This is a genomic window from Micromonospora sp. NPDC051296, assembly GCF_040682255.1.
GTDB classification, from domain to species: domain Bacteria; phylum Actinomycetota; class Actinomycetes; order Mycobacteriales; family Micromonosporaceae; genus Micromonospora; species Micromonospora craterilacus.
The window spans coordinates 1-6,783 of the sequence record NZ_JBFBAO010000367.1; the positions used below are offsets into that span (position 1 = coordinate 1).

5 protein-coding genes are annotated in these 6,783 nt (G+C 72.8%); 2 read left to right on the forward strand and 3 right to left on the reverse strand.

Annotation, left to right across the window (positions count from 1 at the left end):
- Both AB0M52_RS28105 and AB0M52_RS28110 read right to left on the reverse strand, forming a co-directional pair.
- Positions 1-320: siderophore-interacting protein (locus AB0M52_RS28105; protein WP_363959795.1), on the reverse strand; the 320-nt coding region annotated here is incomplete at its 3' end.
- A gap of 31 nt (positions 321-351) precedes the next feature.
- The gene (locus AB0M52_RS28110) at positions 352-1,593 is read right to left on the reverse strand and encodes a deoxyguanosinetriphosphate triphosphohydrolase (RefSeq protein ID WP_363959798.1); all 1,242 of its coding nucleotides are present in this window, start codon (positions 1,591-1,593) and stop codon (positions 352-354) included.
- 230 nt (positions 1,594-1,823) lie between these two features.
- Here AB0M52_RS28110 and AB0M52_RS28115 point away from each other — a divergent pair, with 230 nt between their 5' ends.
- Positions 1,824-2,324 carry a roadblock/LC7 domain-containing protein gene (locus AB0M52_RS28115; protein WP_363959801.1) on the forward strand — a complete coding sequence of 167 codons (501 nt, stop codon included), beginning with the start codon at positions 1,824-1,826 and terminating at the stop codon, positions 2,322-2,324.
- A gap of 39 nt (positions 2,325-2,363) precedes the next feature.
- Here the strand turns inward: AB0M52_RS28115 and ppdK are convergent, their stop codons facing one another.
- Positions 2,364-5,099, reverse strand: coding sequence for a pyruvate, phosphate dikinase (ppdK, locus tag AB0M52_RS28120; protein WP_363959804.1), 2,736 nt, complete (start codon positions 5,097-5,099; stop codon positions 2,364-2,366).
- Positions 5,100-5,414: 315 nt separating this feature from the next.
- On the opposite strand from ppdK, the gene AB0M52_RS28125 reads away from it, so the two are divergent.
- The coding region (locus AB0M52_RS28125) for a beta-N-acetylhexosaminidase (protein WP_363959807.1) at positions 5,415-6,783 on the forward strand (1,369 nt) is incomplete at its 3' end.

Below are 6,783 nucleotides of genomic sequence, written 5' to 3' on the forward strand. Positions count from 1 at the left end.
CCGGCCAGCCCCTCGTCACCGTGGTGCACCACGTCGACGGTCATCTCCCCCGCCGCCGCGTCCCAGGCCCGCACCGTGTACGCCCGCAGCCGGGGCCAGTTCTCACGCGGCAGATCGCGACGGATCGCGGCGAGCTCCATCGGGCGCGGGTAGTCGACCCCGGCAACCGGAAAGACGATCTTGATGTAGTGGTCGGTGAACTCGCCGACCGGCAGGCCGGCCAGTTCCTCCCCGCCGAGCACCAGCCGGACCACGTGCGCGGTGGGCCGCTCGGTGCGCAGCACTCGGGCGGAGGTCACTGTCTTGGGGCGCTCGGTCATCTGGTTAGGCTACCCTCACCCCCCGGTCCGCTCAGGCGGGGATCAGGCGGGTGTGCCAGGCGAGCGCGGCCGGGTCGGTCAGCGAGGCCACCTGGTCGACCACCACCCGCAGCCGGGCCGCGTCGTCCGGGGCCGCCCGCCACAGCGGGCCGAAGACCGGGTCGAGCACGTCCGGTGCCCGCTCGGCCAGCACCGCGACCAGTTCGGTGAGGATCTCCCGTTGCCGCTGGTAGCGCCCCACCGCGTCGGGCCGGCGCATCACGTACCGCAGGGCGATGCCCTTGAGCAGCGCGCACCGGGCGCGCAGCGGCCGGGGCAGGACGAGGTCGGCGGCGTACCGGCAGTGCGGCCCGGGACCGAACCGGGCGGTGGTGGCGGCCACGGCGGTCGCCACGAAACGGCCGGTCAGCACGCTGGTGGTGGCCTTCAGCGCGGCCTGGGCGCGGTGGCTGCCGTCGTACCCGGCCAGCGGGGCGAGCACCGGGTCGGCGAGCAGGTCCAGCAACACCTCGCCGAGGTAACCGGGTGACTCGGTCGAGTAGATCGCGGCCACGTCGGCGCAGAGGGCCGCCCGCTCGTCGGCGTCGGCGAGCAGCGGCTCCAGCGTCAGGTACCCGCCGTGGATGCCGTCCTCCACGTCGTGCACCGAGTACGCCACGTCGTCGGCCCAGTCCATCACCTGCGCCTCCAGGCAACGCCGCTCGCCGGCCGGGGCGCCCTCGCGCAGCCAGCCGAAGACGGGCAGGTCGTCGGCGTACACCCCGAACTTTCGCCGGCCCGGCTGGCGGGGCCACGGGTACTTGCTGACCGCGTCGAGCGAGGCGCGGGTGAGGTTCAGCCCGGCGGACCCGCCGTCCGGGGCGTACACCTTGGCCTCCAGACGGGTCAGCACGCGCAGCGTCTGCGCGTTGCCCTCGAACCCGCCGCAGGTGGCGGCGACCACGTCGAGCGCTGCCTCGCCGTTGTGCCCGAACGGCGGATGCCCGAGGTCGTGGGCCAGCCCGGCGGTGTCCACCACGTCGGGGTCGCAGCCCAGCCGCGCGCCCATCTCCCGCGCGATCTGCGCCACCTCCAGGCTGTGGGTCAGCCGGGTACGCAGGAAGTCGTCCGTGCCCGCCGTGTGCACCTGGGTCTTCGCGGCGAGCCGGCGGAACGCCGCCGAGTGCAGCACCCGCGCCCGGTCCCGCTCGTACGGCGACCGGCCGTGGCCGTCGTCCTTGGCCGGCTCCGGCACGCAGCGCGCCGCGTCCTCCTCAGCCCGCCCAGCGCTCAATCCCCACCCCTTCGCGACGACGGTCCGGGAGAGCTCAGGTTACGCCCGGCCGGTCGGTACGGCGCTCCCACGACCTGCGCCCGGCGGGTCCACATCCTCCAATCAGACGAGAGTTGTCGGCCGATCGCCGACGGTCACGGGATCGCGCGAATCGACGCCTACGGGTAGCGTCGCCATCGCGGAACGTCACCTGTTGAGGCGGAGACACGACCGGCGGGAGAGACACGCTCGTGAACGCGGAAACGATGATGGGCACCGAGTTGCGGGAGCTGCGCCGACGCCGCCCCGAGGTCGCCGGCACGGTCCTCGCCGGCACGGACGGCCTGCTGATCTCCAGTGATCTGCCCGCGACGGACGCCACCCACCTGGCAGCCCTGGCCGCCGCCAGCTTCGGCCTCGGCCGTCGGATGGCGGCCACCGTCCGGCAGGGCGAGTTCCACGAGTCCGTGGTGCACACCGCGGCCGGCTGCGTGGTCACCTACCCGGCCGGCCGGGACGCCCTGCTGACCCTGATCGCCGCCCCCGGGGCGGACCTGGCAGCACTACGGGAGGAGGCGCGGGCGGTGGTCCACCGCGCCGGCCCGGCACTCGCCGCCTGCCGCCGCCCGACGCCCGCCCCCAACCCGCCGGATCCGCACGCCCCGCTGGTCGTGCGCACCCCGATGGCCACCCTGCCGGCCCCGCGAGTGCACCGGGATCCGTACATCACCTGGCGCCGGCCACCGATCTGAGCGCGTGCCGGCGGACGAGCCGCCCGCCGGCACGCTCGTTCAGCGGCTGTCCGAGCCGGCCGTGACCACCGCGGCCCGGCCGGCCTCCAGCCGAGCCACCGGCACCCGGAACGGCGAGCAGGAGACGTAGTCCAGCCCGACGGAGTGGAAGAAGTGCACAGAGTCGGGGTCGCCGCCGTGTTCGCCACAGACGCCGAGCTTCAGCCCGGGGCGGGCCGCCCGGCCCTCCTCCGCCGCGATGCGCACCAGCCGGCCCACCCCGTCGGCGTCGATGGACTCGAACGGTGAGATGCCGAAGATGCCCAGCTCCAGGTAGCGCCAGAAGAACGCGCCCTCCACGTCGTCGCGGGAGAAGCCCCAGGCCATCTGGGTCAGGTCGTTGGTGCCGAAGGAGAAGAACTGTGCCGCCTCGGCGATCTGGCCGGCGGTCAGGGCCGCCCGGGGCACCTCGATCATGGTGCCGATCAGCACCTCGACGTCGCTGCCCCCGACCACCTCGGCGATGATCTTCTCGGCCTCGGCGCGTACCGTCTCCAGCTCCTGTACCGCGCCGACCAGCGGGACCATGATCTCCGGGTAGGCGCGGAGGCCCTGGCGCGCGCACTCCACCGCGGCCTCGGTGATCGCCCGGACCTGCATCGCGAACAGGCCGGGAATGACCAGGCCGAGACGTACGCCGCGCAGCCCCAGCATCGGGTTCTGCTCGTGCATCCGGCGTACCGCGGCGAGCAGCGCCTCCTCCTTGGCGACGTCCTCGCCGCGCTCCTGGGCGACCGCCACGTCGACCGCGAGCTGCTCCAGCGGGGGCAGGAACTCGTGCAGCGGCGGATCGATCAGCCGGACGGTCACCGGCAGGCCGTCCATCTCCCGGAAGATCTCCACGAAGTCCGCCCGCTGCAACGGCAGCAGCGCGGCCAGCGCGTCGTTCCGCTCGGTCTCGTCGCGGGCCAGGATCAGCCGCTCGACCAGCTCACGCCGGTCGCCGAGGAACATGTGCTCGGTGCGACAGAGCCCGATGCCCTCGGCGCCGAAGCGCCGGGCCCGGGCGGCGTCGCCGGCGGTGTCGGCGTTGGTGCGTACCGCCAGCCGCCGCTTGGCGTCGGCGTGCGACATGATCCGGTGTACGGCCTTCAGCAGCGCGTCGTCGATGGTCGCCGGGTCGAGTTGGCCCTCGAAGTACTGCACCACCTCGGAGGGCGTGGCCGGCACCTCGCCCAGGTAGACCTTGCCGGTGGTGCCGTCGATGGAGACGACGTCGCCCTCGGTCACGGTCCGCCCGGCCACGGTGAACCGCCGCTTCGGCACGTCGATGTCCAGTTCGTCGGCGCCGGAGACGCAGGTCTTGCCCATCCCCCGGGCCACCACCGCGGCGTGGCTGGTCTTGCCGCCGCGCGAGGTGAGGATGCCGCGCGCCGCGATCATGCCGTTCAGGTCGTCCGGGTTGGTCTCCCGGCGCACCAGGATGACGGCCTCGCCCTGGCCGGCCAACTCGACCGCGCGGGCCGAGGTGAAGACCACCTTGCCGACCGCCGCGCCCGGTGAGGCGCCGATGCCGGTGGCCACCGGCTGGAACTCGTGGTCGAGCTGGAAGCGCGGGAACATCAGCTGGGCCAACTGGGCGCCGTTGACCCGGTGCAGCGCCTCGTCGAGGTCGATCAGACCCTCGTCGACCAGCTGACCGGCGATGACGAACGCGGCGGCGGCGGTGCGCTTGCCGACCCGGGTCTGCAACATCCACAGCTTGCCGTGCTCGATGGTGAACTCGATGTCGCACAGGTCCTTGTAGTGCCGCTCCAGCCGGGCCATGTAGTCGAGCAGTTCGTCGTAGGCCGGCTTGTCGATCCGCTCCAGCTCCTGCAACGGCACGGTGTTGCGGATGCCGGCGACCACGTCCTCGCCCTGCGCGTTGGCCAGGTAGTCGCCGTAGATGCCCTGCGCGCCGCTGGCCGGGTCGCGGGTGAAGGCGACGCCGGTGCCGGAGTCCGGGCCGAGGTTGCCGAAGACCATCGCCACCACGTTGACCGCGGTGCCGAGGTCGGCCGGGATGCGCTCCTGCCGGCGGTAGACCACCGCCCGCTCGGCGTTCCACGACTCGAACACCGCCCGGATGGCCAGGTCGAGCTGCTCGCGCGGGTCCTGCGGGAACTCCCGCCCGGTGTGCTTGCTGAAGATCTTCTTGTACGCGTCGACCAGCCCGCGCAGGTCGTCCGCGTCCAGGTCGAGGTCACTGGTGGTGCCCTTGGCGCGCTTGGCGTCGTCGAGCGCGTGCTCGAACTCCTCGCCCGGCACCTCGCAGACGGTCTTGCCGAACATCTGGATCAGCCGCCGGTACGAGTCCCAGGCGAAGCGGTCCGCGCCGCCGGAGGCGGTCGGGTCGGCCGCGCCACCGGCCTGCGCCGAGAGACCGATCACCGAACGGTCATTGAGCCCGACGTTGAGGACGGTCTCCATCATCCCGGGCATGGAGAACTTCGCCCCGGAACGTACGGAGACCAGCAGCGGGTCGTCCGGGTCGCCGAGGCGCCGGCCCATCGCCTGCTCCAGCGCGGCCAGGTGGGCGGCGATCTGGTCGGCCAGCCCGGCGGGCTCCTCGCCGGTGGCCAGGTACGCCTTGCACGCCTCGGTGGTGATGGTGAAGCCGGGCGGGACCGGCAGGCCGAGGTTGGTCATCTCGGCCAGGTTGGCCCCCTTGCCGCCGAGCAGGTCCTTGAGGTCCTTGTTGCCCTCGGCGAAGTCGTAGACGTACTTGTGTTCGACCGTCTCTTGCGCTGCCACCAAAGCCTCCCACGCGCCCGGATTGACACTTAACGAAGGTTCAGTTATCAGATACCCCGGAGCCGACCACCGGTAATCCGGGGAGCTGTGCCGATCGGTGGGCGAAGGCTAAGCGAACAACGCGGGGCCCGGGAGCATTCGGTGACAATAGGCACAGCAATCACGACTATCCGCGTTCGTGGCGGTTTTTGGGAACGTTTCCACGCGCAGGATCACGCAACCGCCGACCTCCTCGTACTCTTGACGGCACGCACTGTCACCACACCTCGCACCATTGCCATAACCGCCGCGAATACACCCCTCGGAGCTGTCGTCGTGTCCTCGCCGTCCACCACCGCACCGGAACCGCTCGATTCGTCCGGCGACACCCCGGCCGGGCACGCGGTCGAGCCCGCGCGCACCTCGGGGCGTACCGCCGGGGAGCTGGCGGGGGCGGCGGAGCGGCAGGCGGCGGCGCTGCTCGCCCCGCCGGCACCGGTCCGGCTGGGCGACGTGGTGCCCGCCCCCGAGCGGGTCACGCCGGTCGCCGGCGCCGACCACCTGCTCGGTGCCGACACGGTGATCTGGGTCAGCGCCGCCCCGGCCGCGCTGGCCGTCGGCGAGCAGCTCGCCGCGCTGCTGCGCCCGGCCACCGGGTACCCGCTGCCGGTGACCGACGCCGCCGCACCCGCGCCGGCCGGCGGTATCGCCCTCGACCTGACCGGCGACACCGACCTCGGCGCGGAGGGCTACCGGCTCGACGTCACCCCCGCAGGGGTACGGATCGCCGCCGGCACCGCCGCCGGGCTCCACCACGGGGTGCAGACGCTGCGGCAGCTGCTACCCGCAACCATCGAGAGCGCCACGCCGGTCGCCGAGCGGTGGGTGCTGCCCGGCGGGTCGATCGTCGACCGCCCCCGGTACCCGCACCGGGGCGCGATGCTCGACGTGGCCCGGCACTTCTTCGCCGTCGCCGACGTGCTGCGGGTGATCGACCACCTGGCCCGGTACAAGCTCAACCGGCTGCACCTGCATCTCACCGACGACCAGGGCTGGCGGATCGCGGTCGACTCCTGGCCACGGCTGGCCACCGTCGGCGGGGCCAACGAGGTCGGCGGCGGCCCCGGCGGGTACTACACCCGGGCCGACTACCGGCGGATCGTGTCGTACGCCGCCGCTCGGCACATCACCGTGATCCCCGAGATCGACCTGCCCGGGCACACCCACGCGGCGCTGACCGCGTACCCCGAACTGGCGCCGGACCGGATCGCACCGCCGCCGTACGCCGGCACCGAGGTCGGGTTCAGCTACGTCGACCCGGCCAGCGAGCGGACGTACGACTTCGTCGCCGACGTGCTCGGCGAGCTCGCCGCGCTCACCCCTGGTGGCTGGCTGCACATCGGCGGCGACGAGGCGTTCAAGGTCAAGGGCGAGGCGTACACCGGCTTCGTCGAGCGGGTGCAGAAGATCGTCGCCGGACTGGGTAGGACGGTGATCGGCTGGCACCAGATCGCGGCGGCCGCACACACCGACGGGCGACTTCTCCAGTGGTGGGGTACCAGCGGCGACGACCCGGTCACCGCCGACGCGGTACGCCGGGGCGCCAAAGTCGAGCACCAGGGTCAGCGGGGTACGGAACTCGTGGCTCACGTTGGCGAAGAAGTTGGTCTTCGCCAGATCCAGGGCGGCCAGCTCGGCGGCCCGG